The organism is Pseudomonas sp. A6, assembly GCF_052367875.1.
In the GTDB taxonomy this organism is placed as follows: Bacteria; Pseudomonadota; Gammaproteobacteria; order Pseudomonadales; family Pseudomonadaceae; genus Pseudomonas; species Pseudomonas citronellolis.
The window spans coordinates 6280606-6295963 of the sequence record NZ_CP198970.1 but is presented as its reverse complement, the minus strand read 5'-3'; the positions used below and the strand labels follow the sequence as shown (position 1 = coordinate 6295963).

At 65.5% G+C, this 15358-nt stretch carries 14 protein-coding genes; 11 read left to right on the top strand and 3 right to left on the bottom strand.

Annotated elements, in window-relative coordinates; genetic code table 11:
* Nucleotides 1-91: 91 nt before the first annotated feature.
* On the bottom strand, nucleotides 92-571 hold the full coding sequence (smpB, locus tag ACTWJ5_RS27685; protein ID WP_043268990.1) for an SsrA-binding protein SmpB: 480 nt from the start codon (nucleotides 569-571) through the stop codon (nucleotides 92-94).
* 172 nt (nucleotides 572-743) lie between these two features.
* On the opposite strand from smpB, the gene ACTWJ5_RS27680 reads away from it, so the two are divergent.
* Nucleotides 744-1178, top strand: coding sequence for a type II toxin-antitoxin system RatA family toxin (locus ACTWJ5_RS27680; RefSeq protein WP_116425876.1), 435 nt, complete (start codon nucleotides 744-746; stop codon nucleotides 1176-1178).
* Complete coding sequence (locus ACTWJ5_RS27675) at nucleotides 1171-1479, top strand: RnfH family protein (RefSeq protein ID WP_301501314.1); 309 nt, start codon at nucleotides 1171-1173, stop codon at nucleotides 1477-1479. Before ACTWJ5_RS27680 ends, ACTWJ5_RS27675 begins: the two co-directional genes overlap by 8 nt.
* Before the next feature lie 60 nt (nucleotides 1480-1539).
* On the opposite strand, the gene ACTWJ5_RS27670 is transcribed toward ACTWJ5_RS27675, so the two are convergent.
* A complete protein-coding gene (locus ACTWJ5_RS27670) occupies nucleotides 1540-2073 on the bottom strand; it encodes an outer membrane protein assembly factor BamE (RefSeq protein ID WP_444436939.1) in 534 nt (177 codons plus the stop codon).
* Nucleotides 2074-2169: 96 nt separating this feature from the next.
* On the opposite strand from ACTWJ5_RS27670, the gene fur reads away from it, so the two are divergent.
* Complete coding sequence (fur, locus tag ACTWJ5_RS27665; RefSeq protein ID WP_009613072.1) at nucleotides 2170-2574, top strand: ferric iron uptake transcriptional regulator; 405 nt, start codon at nucleotides 2170-2172, stop codon at nucleotides 2572-2574.
* Between the two features lie 456 nt (nucleotides 2575-3030).
* Here the strand turns inward: fur and recN are convergent, their stop codons facing one another.
* Nucleotides 3031-4707 (bottom strand): DNA repair protein RecN, encoded by a 1677-nt coding sequence (gene recN, locus ACTWJ5_RS27660; RefSeq protein ID WP_444436937.1) that lies wholly within the window; start codon nucleotides 4705-4707, stop codon nucleotides 3031-3033.
* Nucleotides 4708-4877: 170 nt separating this feature from the next.
* Between recN and grpE the strand changes: the two genes are divergently transcribed.
* The 8 genes from grpE to greA all read left to right on the top strand — a co-directional run bounded on the left by grpE (nucleotide 4878) and on the right by greA (nucleotide 15348).
* Complete coding sequence (gene grpE, locus ACTWJ5_RS27655) at nucleotides 4878-5441, top strand: nucleotide exchange factor GrpE (RefSeq protein ID WP_009613068.1); 564 nt, start codon at nucleotides 4878-4880, stop codon at nucleotides 5439-5441.
* A gap of 89 nt (nucleotides 5442-5530) precedes the next feature.
* A complete protein-coding gene (dnaK, locus tag ACTWJ5_RS27650) occupies nucleotides 5531-7447 on the top strand; it encodes a molecular chaperone DnaK (RefSeq protein WP_074981313.1) in 1917 nt (638 codons plus the stop codon).
* A 122-nt stretch (nucleotides 7448-7569) separates the two neighbouring features.
* Nucleotides 7570-8700 (top strand): molecular chaperone DnaJ, encoded by a 1131-nt coding sequence (gene dnaJ / locus ACTWJ5_RS27645; RefSeq protein ID WP_444436935.1) that lies wholly within the window; start codon nucleotides 7570-7572, stop codon nucleotides 8698-8700.
* An 87-nt stretch (nucleotides 8701-8787) separates the two neighbouring features.
* Complete coding sequence (gene dapB / locus ACTWJ5_RS27640) at nucleotides 8788-9594, top strand: 4-hydroxy-tetrahydrodipicolinate reductase (RefSeq protein WP_009613065.1); 807 nt, start codon at nucleotides 8788-8790, stop codon at nucleotides 9592-9594.
* A 226-nt stretch (nucleotides 9595-9820) separates the two neighbouring features.
* Nucleotides 9821-10957 carry a glutamine-hydrolyzing carbamoyl-phosphate synthase small subunit gene (gene carA / locus ACTWJ5_RS27635; protein ID WP_444436934.1) on the top strand — a complete coding sequence of 379 codons (1137 nt, stop codon included), beginning with the start codon at nucleotides 9821-9823 and terminating at the stop codon, nucleotides 10955-10957.
* A gap of 26 nt (nucleotides 10958-10983) precedes the next feature.
* The gene (gene leuE, locus ACTWJ5_RS27630; protein ID WP_444439671.1) at nucleotides 10984-11634 is read left to right on the top strand and encodes a leucine efflux protein LeuE; all 651 of its coding nucleotides are present in this window, start codon (nucleotides 10984-10986) and stop codon (nucleotides 11632-11634) included.
* Nucleotides 11635-11653: 19 nt separating this feature from the next.
* Nucleotides 11654-14875: a carbamoyl-phosphate synthase large subunit gene (gene carB, locus ACTWJ5_RS27625; RefSeq protein WP_074981321.1), complete on the top strand. Its 3222-nt coding sequence runs from the start codon at nucleotides 11654-11656 to the stop codon at nucleotides 14873-14875.
* Complete coding sequence (gene greA, locus ACTWJ5_RS27620) at nucleotides 14872-15348, top strand: transcription elongation factor GreA (RefSeq protein WP_074981323.1); 477 nt, start codon at nucleotides 14872-14874, stop codon at nucleotides 15346-15348. Before carB ends, greA begins: the two co-directional genes overlap by 4 nt.
* The last annotated feature ends 10 nt before the right edge of the window (nucleotides 15349-15358 follow it).

The window sequence follows — 15358 nt, the reverse complement described above, 5'->3', positions numbered from 1 at the left end:
CAGCTGAGCCTTGGCGATACCCATGCTGTCACGGCGATGGGTATCGCTTCGCTCCACCCATCCTACGAACAGCGGCAGGCGGGGGCTGGCGTCAGTCGTCCTTGCCGTGCCGCATGGCGCGCTGGATCTCGCGATTGGAATCGCGTTCCTTCTCGGTGTCGCGCTTGTCGTATTCCTTCTTGCCCTTGGCCAGCGCGATCTCGCACTTGATCAGGTGCTTCTTCCAGTACATCGACAGCGCCACGCAGGCGTAGCCCTTCTGCTGCACCGCACCGAACAGCTTGCCCAGCTCGCGCTTGTGCAGCAGCAGCTTGCGCGTGCGCACCGGGTCGGCGATCACGTGGGTGCTGGCGGTGGTCAGCGGGGTGATGTGGCTGCCCAGCAGCCAGGCCTCGCCGTCCTTGAGCAGGACGTAGCTGTCGACCAGCTGGGCCTTGCCGGCGCGCAGGCTCTTGACCTCCCAGCCGGCCAGGGCGATGCCCGCCTCGAAGCGTTGCTCGATGAAGTAGTCGTGCAGAGCCTTCTTGTTCTGCGCGATGGTCCCCTGGGGGTGTTTCTTCTGTTTAGCCATAGGCCGCGCATTATAGGGAGTCGCTCGTCGCACCGCCATCGGGGTCGGCCAATTCCGGGTGCGGCGGGATGCGCGCTTGAGGGTAGGTGGCTAATCTCGGAGAATGCGCGCTGTTTTTCGTACCGATGGACGCCGATTCGCCGGCGTCCGCCACTGAAGAAGCGAGACCCCTATGAGCACGCATATCCAGCGTTCGGCCCTGCTGCCCTATCCCGCGAAGGCGCTGTACGACCTGGTCAACGATGTGGCGCGCTACCCGGAGTTCCTGCCCTGGTGCTCGGCGAGCAAGGTGCTGGAGGAAAGCGAAACGGCGATGCGCGCCGAGCTCTGTGTGGCCAAGGGCAACCTGTCGCAGCGCTTCAGCACGCGCAACGTGCTGGTACCCGGGCAGAGCATCGAGATGAACCTCGAGGACGGCCCGTTCTCCGAGCTGCACGGCGTGTGGACCTTCAAGGCCCTGGGCGACAAGGCCTGCAAGATCACCCTGGACCTGACCTTCGATTACGCCGGCGCCCTGGTCAAGGCGACCCTCGGGCCGTTGTTCACCCAGGCGGCCAACACCATGGTCGACGCCTTCTGCCAGCGCGCCAAGCAGCTGTATGGCTGATGAACGCAGCATCGCCATCGAGGTGGTCTGCGCGCTGCCCGAGCGCCAGCGCCTGCTGCGCCTGAGCGTGCCCTACGGCACGCGGGTGCGCGAGGCAGTGAGATTGTCCGGCATCGCCGCGCAGTTTCCCGAACTGGACGTGCTCAACAGCCCGCTGGGCATCTTCGGCAAGGCGGTCGCCGACCCGGACGGCCGGGTGCTGGAAGAGGGCGAGCGGGTGGAAATCTACCGGCCGCTGATCGCCGACCCCAAGGAAGTGCGCAAGCAGCGCGCCGCCCGCGCCAAGGCGGGCAAGAACTGAGCGAAACACGCGGACATGAAAAAGCCCGGTCGATGCCGGGCTTTTTCATAAATGCGCCTGTTACTGCGGGTTGGTTTCCAGCGGCTCCGGCGTGGGCACGGCGACCGGCTTGGCCTCGTCGACTTCGCGCTGCAGCTGTTCTTCCACCGAGCCCGGCTTGGCCGGTTCTTCCTTGGGCTGTTCCGGCTTCTGCTGCTGCGGTTGCTGCGGCGAGGCGGGAGTGGATTCCTTGCCGAGGATGGCCTCGTCGCGGCTGACGCCCGGGCGGAAGTCGCCGTTCAGGCCGATCAACTGGTCGTTGCCGTTGAACATCAGGCTGACGCGCTCCTGCTGGCGCTGGCCGCCGCCGGGCTGGATGCTGTACAGGTAGTCCCAGCGGTCAGCGTGGAAGGTATCCACGATCAGCGGGTTGCCCATGATGAAACGTACCTGCCGACGGGTCATTCCCGGCTTCAGTTGGTCTATCATGTCTTGTGTTACGACGTTGCCTTGCTGGATGTCGATCTTGTAGACCCCCGGGAACGAACAACCGGCGAGTGCGGCTAGTCCCATTGCGAATGCGAGACTGGTCAGCATGAGCTTGGTGTTTTGCATCAGGGGGTGACTTCCACTATCTTGGCTGGGCGACGAAACCCCGATCATACCCGCATTGAAGGATGCTGCGAAGCATTCCGCGCCGAGAAAGCACACATGGTTGAAAATAGCGAACTGCGCAAGGCCGGCCTTAAAGTCACCCTGCCGCGCGTCAAGATCCTGCAGATGCTCGATTCCGCCGAGCAACGCCACATGAGCGCCGAGGACGTCTACAAGGCGCTGATGGAAGCCGGCGAGGATGTCGGCCTGGCCACCGTGTACCGCGTGTTGACCCAATTCGAGGCAGCCGGCCTGGTGGTGCGCCACAACTTCGACGGCGGCCATGCCGTGTTCGAGCTGGCCGACAGCGGCCACCACGACCACATGGTCTGCGTGGATACCGGCGAGGTCATCGAGTTCATGGACAGCGAGATCGAGAAGCGCCAGAAGGAAATCGTCAAGGAACGCGGCTTCGAGCTGGTGGACCACAACCTGGTCCTGTACGTGCGCAAGAAGAAATAAGCCTTGCAACGAACGGAAAACGGCGGCCTTGGGGCCGCCGTTTTCATTTTTAGGGGGGATTTCAGGTGAGATTGGCGCGTAGGAGCAACTGTCTTGCCTACTGCGCCGAATCGCTTTTCGTAGGATGGGTTGAGCTTGCGAAACCCATGCGGTGGTGGTGATGGGTATCGCTTCGCTCAACGCCATCCTGCGGGCCTTGTGTTTGCCTGGGGTGTAGGTGCGGACAATCTGGCGCGATTCGCGGATGAGATCCTACAGGTTGCCCATACGCCGTGCCCTTGTAGGAGCGCGCCCTGCGCGCGAATCGCAGGCAGGGCCTGCTCCTACAGTTGGCCGCCGAGCTGCTCTTCGTAGGAGCGAGCTTGCTCGCGAACAGACTCCGCTGCGGGGCTCATTCGCGAGCAAGCTCGCTCCTACGAGAAGCCGCCGTGTTCGTAGGGCTTTGTTCGCGATCGTTCAGCCCTGCAGCGCCCGGTCCACCATCTTGCGGGCGTGGGCCAGGGATTCCTTGGTCATGTCCACGCCGCCGAGCATGCGGGCGATCTCTTCTATGCGTTCGGCCTTCTTCAGGTTGGCTACCGCGGTGCGGGTTTCGCTGCTGCCGCGCTCCTTGTGCACGAACAGGTGCTGGTGGCCCTGGGCCGCGACCTGCGGCAGGTGGGTGACGGTCAGCACCTGGCCGCCTTCGCCGAGGCGGCGCAGCAGTTGGCCGACCACTTCCGCGGTGGGGCCGCCGATGCCGACGTCCACTTCGTCGAAGACCAGGGTGGGCGTGCGCGAGGTCTGCGCGGTGATCACCTGGATGGCCAGGCTGATGCGCGACAGTTCGCCGCCGGAGGCGACCCGCGCCAGGCCTTTCAGCGGTTGCCCGGGGTTGGCGCTGACCAGGAATTCCAGCTGTTCCAGGCCGTTGGCCTGGGGCTCGTCGGCGGGGGCGTCGTTCAGTTCGATGGCGAAGCGCCCGCCGGGCATGCCCAGGCGCTGCATTTCCGTCTCCACCAGGGCCGCCAGCTGCGGGGCGGCCTGGCGGCGCAGGGCGCTGAGTTCCGCGGCTTTTTCCTGGTAATGGCGCTCGTAGGCGGCCAGTTCTTCGCCCAGGCGTTCCGCGGCTTCGTCGTCGGCGTTCAGCGCTTCCAGTTCCTCCAGCAGGCGCTGTTGCAGGGCTTGAAGATCATGGGGCTGCACACGGTGCTTGCGGGCCAGGCTGTAGATGGCGTCCATGCGTTCTTCCAGTAGCTGCAGGCGGCTGGGGTCGGCATCGAAGTTGTCGACGAAGCGGTTCAGCTCGCCCACCGCTTCCTCTACCTGGATTTGCGCGCTGGATAGCAGGTTGACCGCCTCGGCCAGCGCCGCGGGCTGGCTCTGGAAGGCGGTCAGGCGGTTGAGGCTGGCGGTCAGCACCGACAGCACGTTGCCGGCGTCGCTTTCGCTGCACATGTCCACCACCTGGCGGCAGGCGCCGAGCAGGGCACCGGCGTTGCTCAGGGTCTTGTGCTCGGCCTCCAGCGCCTCCAGTTCGTTCTCGCCCAGGGCCAGGTTCTCCAGTTCGTCCAACTGGTAGCTGAGCAACTGGTGGCGGGCGCGCTGTTCGTCGCTGCTGCGCGACAGGCGGTCGAATTCGTGGCGCGTCTGCTTCCAGCGCTGCGCGGCCAGTTGCACCTGGCGCGCCAGGTCCTGGCTGCCGGCGTATTCGTCGAGCAGGCGGCGGTGGGTGTCGGCCTTGAGCAGCGACTGGTGCTCGTGCTGGCTGTGGATATCGATCAGCAGTTCGCCCAGGGCCTTGAGGTCGCCCAGGGTGCAGGGCGTGCCGTTGATGTAGCCACGCGAGCGGCCCTCGGCGGTGATCACCCGGCGCAGGATGCACGGGCCGTCCTGTTCCAGGTCGCGCTCGGCCAGCCAGTCGCGGGCTTCGGCGATGGCGCCGACGTCGAAGCTGGCGAGGATGTCGGCCTTGTCCGCGCCGGGGCGCACCACGCCGCTGTCGGCGCGGTCGCCCAGGGCCAGGCCGAGGGCGTCGAGCATGATCGACTTGCCGGCGCCGGTCTCGCCGGTGATCACGGTCATGCCGGCGGCGAGCTCGAGATCGAGGTGCTCGACGATGGCGTAGTTGTGCACGGAGAGGTGAACCAGCATGGAGGGCGGCTCCGGTGAAAAGGTCTGTTTATTTATACAGTATTTTTTGTCGCTGGCAATTCACCGCCCGCCCCTTGAACCGGCGCAAATGGCCCCCATATAGCCGGCAGAGCCGCGAGCCATTGGGTTCGCTTTGTTTTCAAAGGCTTTTTCTTTTTTAGGAGAGTGGCATGTCTGACGAGCAACAGACTCAGGATTCGCACCTGAACGAGCAGCCGGAACAGGTTGCCGGCGACGACCTGAACGCCCGCGTGCTGGACCTCGAGGAACAGCTGGCCGCGGCCAAGGACCAGAGCCTGCGCGTCGCCGCCGAGCTGCAGAACGTGCGTCGCCGCGCCGAGCAGGATATCGAGAAGGCGCACAAGTTCGCCCTGGAGAAGTTCTCCGGCGACCTGCTGCCGGTGGTCGACACCCTGGAGCGCGCGCTGGAGATGTCCAGCCCGGACGACGAGGCGATCAAGCCGATGCGCGAAGGCATCGAGCTGACCCTCAAGATGTTCCACGACACCCTCAAGCGCTACAACCTGGAGCCGGTCGACCCCCACGGCGAGCCGTTCAACCCCGAGCACCATCAGGCGATGGCGATGGAGGAGAGCGTGCACCTGGAGCCCGGCAGCGTGGTCAAGGTGTTCCAGAAGGGCTACCTGCTCAACGGTCGCCTGCTGCGCCCGGCCATGGTCGTGGTCAGCAAGGCACCCGAGCAAACCCCGCCTTCGATCGACGAGAAGGCTTGAAATCCGCCACCCGGTCCCCATCTGGGTAATCAACCGAGCACAAGGTCCGCAGCGGGATCAGCACGGAATCTAATTTCTGGAGAGTGAATATGGGCAAAATCATTGGTATCGACCTGGGGACCACCAACTCCTGCGTCTCCATCCTGGAAAACGGCAGCGTCAAGGTGATCGAGAACGCCGAAGGCGCTCGCACCACCCCGTCGATCATCGGCTACGCCAACGATGGCGAGATCCTGGTCGGCCAGCCGGCCAAGCGCCAGGCGGTCACCAACCCGAAGAACACCCTGTACGCGGTGAAGCGCCTGATCGGCCGTCGCTTCGAAGAAGACGTCGTGCAGAAAGACATCAAGATGGTGCCGTACAGCATCGTCAAGGCTGACAACGGCGACGCCTGGGTCGAAGCCAAGGGCCAGAAGATGGCCCCGCCGCAGGTTTCCGCCGAAGTCCTGAAGAAGATGAAGAAGACCGCCGAGGACTACCTGGGCGAGCCGGTCACCGAAGCGGTCATCACCGTGCCGGCCTACTTCAACGACAGCCAGCGCCAGGCCACCAAGGACGCCGGCCGCATCGCCGGCCTGGACGTCAAGCGCATCATCAACGAGCCGACCGCGGCTGCGCTGGCCTACGGCCTGGACAAGGCCAAGGGCGACCACACCATCATCGTCTACGACCTGGGCGGCGGTACCTTCGACGTCTCGGTGATCGAGATCGCCGAAGTCGACGGCGAGCACCAGTTCGAAGTGCTGGCCACCAACGGCGACACCTTCCTTGGTGGCGAAGACTTCGACCTGCGCCTGATCGACTACCTCGTCGACGAGTTCAAGAAAGAAACCGGCATGGACCTCAAGGGCGACCCGCTGGCCATGCAGCGCCTGAAAGAGGCTGCCGAGAAGGCCAAGATCGAGCTGTCCTCGACCCAGCAGACCGACGTCAACCTGCCGTACATCACCGCCGACGCCAGCGGCCCGAAACACCTGAACGTCAAGGTGTCCCGCGCCAAGCTGGAGTCCCTGGTGGAAGACCTGGTGACCCGTACCATCGAGCCCTGCCGCGTGGCCCTGAAGGACGCCGGCCTGGACGTATCGAAGATCGACGAAGTGATCCTCGTCGGCGGCCAGACCCGTATGCCGCTGGTGCAGAAGACCGTCGCCGAGTTCTTCGGCAAGGAAGCGCGCAAGGACGTCAACCCGGACGAAGCCGTGGCCATGGGTGCTGCCATCCAGGGCGCCGTGCTGGCCGGCGACGTCAAGGACGTGCTGCTGCTCGACGTCACCCCGCTGACCCTGGGCATCGAGACCCTGGGTGGCGTGATGACCGCGCTGATCGACAAGAACACCACCATCCCGACCAAGAAGTCGCAGGTGTTCTCCACCGCCGACGACAACCAGGGCGCCGTGACCATCCACGTGCTGCAGGGCGAGCGCAAGCAGGCCGCGCAGAACAAGTCGCTGGGCAAGTTCGACCTGGCCGACATCCCGCCGGCGCCGCGCGGCGTGCCGCAGATCGAAGTGACCTTCGACATCGACGCCAACGGCATCCTGCACGTCGGTGCGAAGGACAAGGCCACCGGCAAGCAGCAGTCCATCGTGATCAAGGCCTCTTCGGGCCTGTCCGAGGACGAGATCCAGCAAATGGTGCGTGACGCCGAGGCCAACGCCGAGGAAGACCGCAAGTTCGAGGAGCTGGCCGCCGCCCGCAACCAGGGCGATGCGCTGGTCCACGCGACCCGCAAGATGGTCACCGAGGCTGGCGACAAGGCCACCGCCGAGGAGAAGGCTGCCATCGAGAAGGCGCTGGCCGACCTGGAAGCCGCCGTGAAGGGCGACGACAAGGCCGAGATCGAAGCGAAGATGAACGCGCTGTCCCAGGCGTCCACTCCGCTGGCGCAGAAGATGTACGCCGAGCAACCGCAGCCGGGCGCCGAAGCCCAGTCCGGCGATGCTGACCACAAGGCCGGCGACGACGTGGTCGACGCCGAGTTCGAAGAGGTCAAGGAGAACAAGTAAGCCTCGTGCAAGCTTGCGCTCCGGCGCACCGACCAGCGTGTCGGTGCGCATGAAACGTCACGCGGGGGCTTGCTCCCGCGTCGGCGTGTCTGGGGGAGAGGTTTTCAAGGTGCAAAGAATTTATGGCCAAACGTGATTTCTACGAGGTACTGGGTGTCGAGCGTGGCGCCAGCGAGTCGGACCTGAAGAAGGCCTACCGCCGGCTGGCCATGAAGTACCACCCGGACCGCAATCCCGGCGACAAGGAAGCCGAGGATAAATTCAAGGAGGCCAACGAGGCGTACGAGATCCTGTCCGACGCCAGCAAGCGCGCGGCCTACGACCAGTACGGCCACGCCGGCGTCGACCCGCAGATGGGCGGCGGCGGTGCCGGCTTCGGCGGCGCGAGCTTCTCGGACATCTTCGGCGACGTCTTCAGCGACTTCTTCGGTGGTGGCAGCGGTGGTCGTGGCGGCCGCGGCGGCCCGCAGCGCGGCGCCGATCTGCGCTACACCCTCGACCTGGACCTGGAAGACGCGGTCCGCGGAACCACCGTGACCATCCGCGTGCCGACCCTGGTCGGCTGCAAGACCTGCAGCGGCAGCGGCGCCAAGCCCGGCACCTCGCCGGTCACCTGCACCACCTGCGGCGGCATCGGCCAGGTGCGCATGCAGCAGGGCTTCTTCTCGGTGCAGCAGACCTGCCCGCGTTGCCATGGCAGCGGCAAGATGATCAGCGACCCCTGCGGCACCTGCCATGGCCAAGGCCGCGTGGAAGAGCAGAAGACGCTGTCGGTCAAGGTGCCGGCCGGCGTCGACACCGGCGACCGCATCCGCCTCACCGGCGAGGGCGAGGCCGGGGCCCATGGCGGCCCGGCGGGCGACCTCTACGTGGTGGTCAACGTGCGCGAGCACGACATCTTCCAGCGCGACGGCAAGCACCTGTACTGCGAAGTGCCGATCAGCTTCGCCGACGCCGCCCTGGGCGGTGAGCTGGAAGTGCCGACCCTGGATGGCCGGGTGAAGCTGAAGATTCCGGAGGGCACCCAGACCGGCAAGCTGTTCCGCCTGCGCGGCAAGGGCGTGGCCCCGGTGCGCGGCGGTGGCGCCGGCGACCTGATGTGCCGCGTGGTGGTCGAGACGCCGGTGAACCTGGACAAGCGCCAGCGCGAACTGCTCGAGGAGTTCCGCAGCAGCCTGCAGGGCGACACCTCCCACTCACCCCGCGCCAGTGGCTGGTTCGAAGGCATGAAGCGCTTCTTCGACGATTTATAAGTGATGGGCTGGAAGCTCGAAGCTGGAGGCTTGAAGCGGGCCGGCTCGGGCTTCCGGCTTCTGGCTTCCAGCTTGGAGCTTTCTGTTATGCGACGTATAGCCGTAATGGGCGCCGCCGGGCGCATGGGCAAGAACCTGATCGAGGCGGTGCAGCAGACCAACGGCAGCGCCGGCCTCACCGCCGCCATCGACCGTCCCGACAGCACCCTGGTGGGCGCCGACGCCGGTGAATTGGCCGGCTTGGGCCGCATCGGCGTGCCGCTGTCGGGCGACCTGGCCAAGGTGGTCGACGAGTTCGACGTGCTGATCGACTTCACCCATCCCACCGTGACGCTGAAGAACCTGGAAGTCTGCCGCAAGGCCGGCAAGGCCATGGTCATCGGCACCACCGGTTTCTCCGTGGAGGAGAAGGCCCTGCTGGCCGAGGCCGCCAAGGACATCCCGATCGTCTTCGCCGCCAACTACAGCGTCGGCGTCAACCTCTGCCTGAAGCTGCTGGACACCGCCGCCCGCGTGCTGGGCGACGAAGTGGACATCGAGATCATCGAGGCCCACCACCGGCACAAGGTCGACGCGCCGTCCGGCACCGCCTTGCGCATGGGCGAAGTGGTGGCCAATGCCCTGGGGCGTGATCTGGAGAAAGTGGCGGTCTACGGTCGCGAAGGCCAGACCGGCGCCCGCGAGCGCGAGACCATCGGCTTCGCCACCGTGCGCGCCGGCGACGTGGTGGGCGATCACACCGTGCTGTTCGCCGCCGAGGGCGAGCGCGTGGAGATCACCCACAAGGCCTCCAGCCGTATGACCTTCGCCCGTGGCGCGGTGCGTGCGGCGCTGTGGCTGGAAGGGCAGGGCAGCGGCCTGTACGACATGCAGGACGTGCTCGGGCTGCGTTGAGCGCCTGGCTGCGGCATGACGGGGGCAAAAATGACCCAGCGGTAGCGCCACACGTCGTGCAAAAGGTGGACCATTATGTCGCGTTTCTGTAAACTACAGATTTAGTGTGTCCACTAAAAGCAGCGCAGCATGAACCATATAAAAAGCGGGATGACCTCTTCTGATGTCATCCCGCTTTTTTACAACCTGCGTACGCCCAGCCAGGCTTGATTCACGGGAGGTCTTCTTGACTAAGCCAGCCATACTTGCACTTGCCGACGGCAGCATTTTTCGCGGTGAAGCCATCGGTGCCGATGGTCAGACCGTCGGCGAGGTGGTGTTCAACACCGCCATGACCGGCTACCAGGAAATCCTTACCGATCCTTCCTATGCCCAACAGATCGTCACCCTGACCTATCCGCACATCGGCAACACCGGGACCACCCCGGAAGACGCCGAAGCCAACCGCGTCTGGGCCGCCGGCCTGATCATCCGCGACCTGCCGCTGCTGGCCAGCAGCTGGCGCAACAAGCAGTCGCTGCCCGACTACCTGAAGGAAAACGGCACCGTCGCCATCGCCGGTATCGACACCCGCCGCCTGACGCGCATCCTGCGCGAGAAGGGCTCGCAGAACGGCTGCATCCTCGCTGGCGACGACGCCACCGAAGAGAAGGCGCTGGAGCTGGCGCGTTCCTTCCCGGGCCTGAAAGGCATGGACCTGGCCAAGGTGGTTTCCGCCACCGAGCGCTACGAGTGGCGCTCCAGCGTGTGGAACCTGGAAACCGACAGCCACCCGGAAATCCCCGCCGCCGAACTGCCCTACCACGTGGTCGCCTACGACTACGGTGTCAAGCTGAACATCCTGCGCATGCTGGTGGCCCGCGGCTGCCGCCTGACCGTGGTGCCGGCGCAGACCCCGGCCGGCGAAGTGCTGGCGCTGAACCCGGACGGCATCTTCCTCTCCAACGGCCCCGGCGACCCCGAGCCGTGCGACTACGCCATCCAGGCCATCCGCGAGTTCCTCGACACCGAGATCCCGGTGTTTGGCATCTGCCTCGGCCACCAGCTGCTGGCCCTGGCGTCGGGCGCCAAGACCATGAAGATGGGCCACGGCCACCACGGCGCCAACCACCCGGTGCAGGACCTGGATACCGGCGTGGTGATGATCACCAGCCAGAACCACGGCTTCGCCGTCGACGACCAGAGCCTGCCGGGCAACCTGCGCGCCACTCACAAGTCGCTGTTCGACGGCACCCTGCAGGGCATGGAGCGCACCGACAAGGCGGCCTTCAGCTTCCAGGGCCACCCGGAAGCCAGCCCCGGCCCGCACGACGTGGCGCCGCTGTTCGACCGTTTCATCTCGGCCATGGCCGAGCGTCGCTGAGATCTGCGAAGAGGTAAGCGAAGATGATGCCGACCCTGGGAATCACCGACCTCTGGACCTACGTCCTGGGTACGCTGTTCATCGTCCTGCTGCCGGGCCCGAACTCGCTGTTCGTGCTGGCCACCGCCGCCCAGCGTGGCGTCGGCGCCGGCTATCGGGCGGCCAGCGCGGTGTTCCTGGGCGACGCCATCCTGATGCTGCTGTCGGCCCTGGGCATCGCCTCGCTGCTCAAGGCCGAGCCGGTGCTGTTCCTCGGCCTGAAGTACGCCGGCGCCGCCTACCTGTTCTACCTGGGCCTGGGCATGCTCCGCGGCGGCTTGCAGAAGCTGCGCCAGCCGCTGGAACAGGCTGCCCCGGTGAAGGACGTGGACGTCGCCCAGCCGTTCCGCAAGGCGCTGCTGCTGAGCCTGTCCAACCCCAAGGCAATCCTCTTCTTCGTGTCCTTCTTCATCCAGTTCGTCGACCCGGGCTATGCCTACCCCGGCGTGTCGTTCCTGGTGCTGGGCACGATCCTCGAGGTCATCAGCGCCCTCTACCTCAGCTTCCTGATCTTTTCCGGTGTGCGCCTGGCGGCCTGGTTCCGCCGCCGGCAGCGACTGGCGGCCGGCGCCTCGAGCGGCGTCGGCGCCCTGTTCGTCGGCTTCGGCCTGAAGCTGGCCAGCGCAACCCTTTCCTGAATATTGCAACGAGAGTCCCATGCCCAAGCGTACAGACATCAAGAGCATCCTGATCCTCGGTGCCGGCCCCATCGTCATCGGCCAGGCCTGCGAATTCGACTACTCCGGCGCCCAGGCCTGCAAGGCCCTGAAGGAAGAAGGCTTCCGCGTCATCCTGGTGAACTCCAACCCGGCCACCATCATGACCGACCCGGCCATGGCCGACGCCACCTACATCGAGCCGATCAAGTGGCAGACCGTGGCCAAGATCATCGAGAAGGAGCGCCCCGACGCGCTGCTGCCGACCATGGGCGGCCAGACCGCGCTGAATTGCGCGTTGGACCTGGAGCGCCATGGCGTGCTGGAGAAGTTCGGCGTTGAGATGATCGGCGCCAACGCCGACACCATCGACAAGGCCGAGGACCGCTCGCGCTTCGACAAGGCCATGAAGGCCATCGGCCTGGCCTGCCCGCGCTCGGGCATCGCCCACAGCATGGAAGAAGCCTACGGCGTGCTGGAGCAGGTCGGCTTCCCCTGCATCATCCGTCCGTCCTTCACCATGGGCGGCACCGGCGGCGGCATCGCCTACAACCGCGAAGAGTTCGAAGAAATCTGCGCCCGCGGCCTGGACCTGTCGCCGACCAACGAACTGCTGATCGACGAATCGCTGATCGGCTGGAAGGAATACGAGATGGAGGTTGTCCGCGACAAGAAGGACAACTGCATCATCGTCTGCTCCATCGAGAACTTCGACCCCATGGGTGTGCACACCGGTGACTCCATCACCGTGGCCCCGGCGCAGACCCTGACCGACAAGGAATACCAGATCATGCGCAACGCCTCCCTGGCGGTGCTGCGCGAGATCGGCGTGGAGACCGGCGGTTCCAACGTGCAGTTCGGCATCTGCCCGGACACCGGGCGCATGGTCGTGATCGAGATGAACCCGCGGGTGTCGCGTTCCTCGGCCCTGGCCTCCAAGGCCACCGGCTTCCCGATCGCCAAGATCGCCGCCAAGCTGGCCGTCGGCTACACCCTCGACGAGCTGCAGAACGACATCACCGGCGGCCGCACCCCGGCCTCCTTCGAGCCGGCCATCGACTACGTCGTGACCAAGGTGCCGCGCTTCGCCTTCGAGAAATTCCCCAAGGCCGACGCCCGCCTGACCACCCAGATGAAGTCCGTGGGCGAGGTCATGGCCATCGGCCGTACCTTCCAGGAGTCGGTGCAGAAAGCCCTGCGCGGCCTGGAAGTGGGCGTTGCCGGCTTCGATCCGAAACTCGACCTGGCCGACCCGGAAGCTGAGGGCATCCTGCGTCGCGAGCTGACCGTGCCGGGCGCCGAGCGCATCTGGTACGTGGCCGACGCCTTCCGCGCCGGCAAGAGCATCGAAGAAGTCTTCGCCCTGACCAAGATCGACGAATGGTTCCTGGTGCAGATCGAGGACCTGATCAAGGAAGAAGAGAAGGTCAAGACCCTCGGCCTGTCCGGCATCGACGCCGACCTGATGCGCAAGCTCAAGCGCAAGGGCTTCTCCGACGCGCGCCTGGCCAAGCTGCTCGGCGTGACCGAGAAGAACCTGCGCAGCCACCGCCACAAGCTGAAGGTCGTGCCGGTGTACAAGCGCGTGGACACCTGCGCCGCCGAATTCGCCACCGACACCGCCTACATGTACTCGACCTACGAGGAAGAGTGCGAGGCCAACCCGTCCGGCCGCGACAAGATCATGATCCTCGGCGGCGGCCCGAACCGCATCGGCCAGGGCATCGAGTTCGACTACTGCTGCGTGCACGCGGCGCTGGCGATGCGCGAAGACGGCTACGAGACCATCATGGTCAACTGCAACCCGGAGACCGTCTCCACCGACTACGACACTTCCGACCGCCTGTACTTCGAGCCGGTGACTCTGGAAGACGTGCTGGAGATCGTCCGCGTCGAGCAGCCCAAGGGCGTGATCGTGCAGTACGGCGGCCAGACCCCGCTGAAACTCTGCCGCGCCCTGGAAGAGGCCGGCGTGCCGATCATCGGCACCAGCCCCGACGCCATCGACCGCGCCGAGGACCGCGAGCGCTTCCAGCAGATGGTCCAGCGCCTGAACCTGCGCCAGCCGGCCAACGCCACCGCGCGCAGCGAAGACGAGGCCCTGAGCCTGTCGAAGAACATCGGCTACCCGATGGTGGTGCGCCCGTCCTACGTACTGGGCGGCCGGGCGATGGAAATCGTCTACCAGGAAGAAGAGCTCAAGCGCTACATGCGCGAGGCTGTGAAGGTCTCCAACGACAGCCCGGTGCTGCTGGACCGCTTCCTCAACTGCGCCATCGAAGTGGACATCGATGCGGTCTGCGACGGCGAGACCGTGGTGATCGGCGCCATCATGCAGCACATCGAGCAGGCCGGCGTGCACTCCGGTGACTCCGCGTGCTCGCTGCCGCCGTACTCGCTGCCCAAGCACATCCAGGACGAGATCCGCGAACAGGTCAAGAAAATGGCCCTGGAGCTGGGCGTCGTCGGCCTGATGAACGTACAGATGGCCGTGCAGGGCGAGGACATCTACGTCATCGAGGTGAACCCGCGCGCCTCGCGTACCGTGCCCTTCGTCTCCAAGTGCATCGGTGAATCCCTGGCCAAGGTCGCGGCGCGCGTCATGGCCGGCAAGAGCCTCGAGGAAGTCGGCTTCACCGAAGAGGTGATCCCGCCGTACTATAGCGTCAAGGAAGCGGTGTTCCCGTTCGCCAAGTTCCCAGGCGTCGACCCCATCCTCGGCCCGGAAATGAAATCCACCGGCGAGGTCATGGGCGTGGGCGACAGCTTCGGCGAGGCTTTCGCCAAGGCCCAGCTGGGCGCCAGCGAGATTCTGCCGAACGCCGGTTGCGCCTTCATCAGCGTCCGCGAGGACGACAAGCCGCAGGCCGTGCAGGTCGCCCGTGACCTGGTCGCGCTGGGCTTCGAGGTGGTCGCCACCGCCGGTACCGCCAAGGTGATCGAGGCGGCCGGCCTGCCGGTGCGTCGCGTGAACAAGGTGACCGAGGGCCGCCCCCACGTGGTCGACATGATCAAGAACGACGAAGTCACCCTGATCATCAACACCACCGAAGGCCGCCAGTCGATCGCCGATTCCTATTCGATCCGTCGTAACGCTCTGCAGCACAAGATCTACTGCACCACCACCATCGCGGCGGGGCAGGCGATCTGCGAGGCGCTCAAGTTCGGTCCCGAGAAGACCGTTCGCCGGCTGCAGGACCTGCATGCAGGAATCAACGCATGAGTAAATTCCCGATGACCGTCCAGGGCGCTCGCGCCCTGGAAGAAGAACTGAAGCACCTGAAGACCGTTCTGCGTCCGCAGATCACCCAGGCCATCGCCGAAGCGCGTGAGCTGGGCGACCTCAAGGAAAACGCCGAGTACCATGCCGCCCGCGAGCAGCAGGGCATGTCCGAGGCGCGTATCCGCGACATCGAGGCCAAGCTGTCCAATGCGCAGATCATCGACGTCACCGTCATCCCGCACACCGGCAAGGTGATCTTCGGCACCACCGTGGACATCGCCAACGTCGAGACCGACGAGACCGTGACCTACCAGATCGTCGGCGACGACGAGGCCGACATCAAGGGCGGCAAGATCTCGGTCAACTCGCCGATCGCCCGCGCGCTGATCGGCAAGACCGAGGGCGATGCGGTGCTGGTCCGGACTCCCGGCGGCGACGTCGAGTACGAGATCGTTGAAGTCCGCCACGCCTGAGTCGCGTCCG

What these genes read in the sequence shown, in the direction of transcription:
- smpB (WP_043268990.1), bottom strand. Translation starts at nt 571, where the DNA reads ATGGCTAAACAGAAGAAACACCCCCAGGGGACCATCGCGCAGAACAAG.
- ACTWJ5_RS27680 (WP_116425876.1), top strand. Translation starts at nt 744, where the DNA reads ATGAGCACGCATATCCAGCGTTCGGCCCTGCTGCCCTATCCCGCGAAG.
- ACTWJ5_RS27675 (WP_301501314.1), top strand. Translation starts at nt 1,171, where the DNA reads ATGGCTGATGAACGCAGCATCGCCATCGAGGTGGTCTGCGCGCTGCCC.
- ACTWJ5_RS27670 (WP_444436939.1), bottom strand. Translation starts at nt 2,073, where the DNA reads ATGCAAAACACCAAGCTCATGCTGACCAGTCTCGCATTCGCAATGGGA.
- fur (WP_009613072.1), top strand. Translation starts at nt 2,170, where the DNA reads ATGGTTGAAAATAGCGAACTGCGCAAGGCCGGCCTTAAAGTCACCCTG.
- recN (WP_444436937.1), bottom strand. Translation starts at nt 4,707, where the DNA reads ATGCTGGTTCACCTCTCCGTGCACAACTACGCCATCGTCGAGCACCTC.
- grpE (WP_009613068.1), top strand. Translation starts at nt 4,878, where the DNA reads ATGTCTGACGAGCAACAGACTCAGGATTCGCACCTGAACGAGCAGCCG.
- dnaK (WP_074981313.1), top strand. Translation starts at nt 5,531, where the DNA reads ATGGGCAAAATCATTGGTATCGACCTGGGGACCACCAACTCCTGCGTC.
- dnaJ (WP_444436935.1), top strand. Translation starts at nt 7,570, where the DNA reads ATGGCCAAACGTGATTTCTACGAGGTACTGGGTGTCGAGCGTGGCGCC.
- dapB (WP_009613065.1), top strand. Translation starts at nt 8,788, where the DNA reads ATGCGACGTATAGCCGTAATGGGCGCCGCCGGGCGCATGGGCAAGAAC.
- leuE (WP_444439671.1), top strand. Translation starts at nt 10,984, where the DNA reads ATGCCGACCCTGGGAATCACCGACCTCTGGACCTACGTCCTGGGTACG.
- carB (WP_074981321.1), top strand. Translation starts at nt 11,654, where the DNA reads ATGCCCAAGCGTACAGACATCAAGAGCATCCTGATCCTCGGTGCCGGC.
- greA (WP_074981323.1), top strand. Translation starts at nt 14,872, where the DNA reads ATGAGTAAATTCCCGATGACCGTCCAGGGCGCTCGCGCCCTGGAAGAA.